Source organism: Nguyenibacter vanlangensis (assembly GCF_013376155.1).
GTDB classification, from domain to species: Bacteria; Pseudomonadota; Alphaproteobacteria; order Acetobacterales; family Acetobacteraceae; genus Gluconacetobacter; species Gluconacetobacter vanlangensis.
Window position 1 is genome coordinate 1 of record NZ_JABXXP010001165.1, and the last position, 620, is coordinate 620.

A 620-nucleotide genomic window follows, 5' to 3' on the forward strand; every position below is an offset into this window, starting at 1 on the left:
GCCAGTCCGGCGGCAGCCCGTGCCGCACCAGCATGGCGCACAATTCCGGCAGCGCCGTCACACCCATATAGATCGCGATCGTCTGCCCCGGCCGCGCCATGCTCTCCCAGGGCAGGTCCAGCGTGCCGTCGCGGCGCGCATGCCCGGTCACGAACAGGCAGGATTGCGCGCAATCCCGATGCGTCAGCGGAATCCCGGCATAGGCCGCGCAGCCGCTGGCCGCGGTGATCCCGGGCACGACCTGGAACGGAACGCCGGCCGCCATCAGCGCCTCGATCTCCTCGCCGCCCCGGCCGAAAATGAACGGATCGCCCCCCTTCAGGCGCAGCACCCGCTCGCCCGCCCGCGCCCGGCGGATCAACTCGGCATTGATCTGCTCCTGCGGCATGGTGTGCCGGTCGCGCTGCTTGCCCACGAACACGCGCTCGGCGTCGCGCCGCACCCGGTCCAGCAATTCGGGCGGCAGCAACTGGTCGTACAGCACCGAATCCGCATTCTGCATCAGATGCAGCGCCCGCAGGGTCAGCAGATCGGCATCCCCCGGCCCGGCACCCACCAGCCACACCTCGCCGCCCACCGCCACGCCGTCCAGCAGCCCGTCCAGCACCTGCCGCGCGGTC

The 620-nt window shown here is 71.5% G+C and carries 1 protein-coding gene; it reads right to left on the reverse strand.

Translation table 11 applies throughout. The features are described from left to right. Positions 1 to 620, reverse strand: a 620-nt coding sequence (gene cobA, locus HUK84_RS21900) for a uroporphyrinogen-III C-methyltransferase (protein ID WP_176642005.1), incomplete at both ends; no start/stop codon positions are given.